Source organism: Streptomyces bobili (assembly GCF_002154575.1).
GTDB classification, from domain to species: domain Bacteria; phylum Actinomycetota; class Actinomycetes; order Streptomycetales; family Streptomycetaceae; genus Streptomyces; species Streptomyces bobili.
In genome coordinates, this window is record NZ_MUBA01000861.1 from 1 (window position 1) to 587 (window position 587).

Genomic DNA, 587 nt, shown 5'->3' on the forward strand with positions numbered 1-587 from the left:
TGCCGGGCGGTCAGCACCTTGTCGCCGACGGCCACCGTGCGCGGGCCGGTCAGGCGGCCGTGACCGCGGTAGAGGTCGGCGCCGATGCCGTCCAGCCAGCCGACCTGGCCGTCGTCCTTCCAGTCCGAGGTGAAGTAGTTGCGGTGGGCGAGGATCGCGTCCGCGTCGAGGGGGCCCCGCACCGCCTGGCGCAGGCCGGGCAGGCGGCGGGCGTCGGCCTGGGCGATGACCGGGCGCAGCAGGGCCTTGCTGGGCATGCAGGCCCAGTAGGAGCATTCGCCGCCGACCAGTTCGCTCTCCACGACCGCGGTGGTGAGGCCGGCCGCGCGGGTGCGGTCGGCCACGTTCTCCCCCACGGGCCCGGCCCCGAGCACCACGACGTCGTACGCGATGGTTTCCGTTTCCGTCATGGGGTCAGTCTGGTGGGTGGTGTGCGGCGTGGCCACACGGGTAGGGGCGCGGAATACGCGACCGGCCGGCTGTGTTGGTGAGGTCGGCTTCACCCCATGCCGGGAGGACCCCGGCAGGAAGCACCGGGAAGAGGAATCACGTCATGAGCAGCAGCACCGTGGAGCTCACCAAGGAGA

General features: G+C 72.1%; 1 protein-coding gene. It reads right to left on the bottom strand.

Annotated elements, in window-relative coordinates; all coding sequences use genetic code 11:
- Window positions 1–410: FAD-dependent oxidoreductase (locus tag BZL64_RS38290; protein WP_143663468.1), on the bottom strand; the 410-nt coding region annotated here is incomplete at its 3' end.
- Window positions 411–587 lie beyond the last annotated feature (177 nt).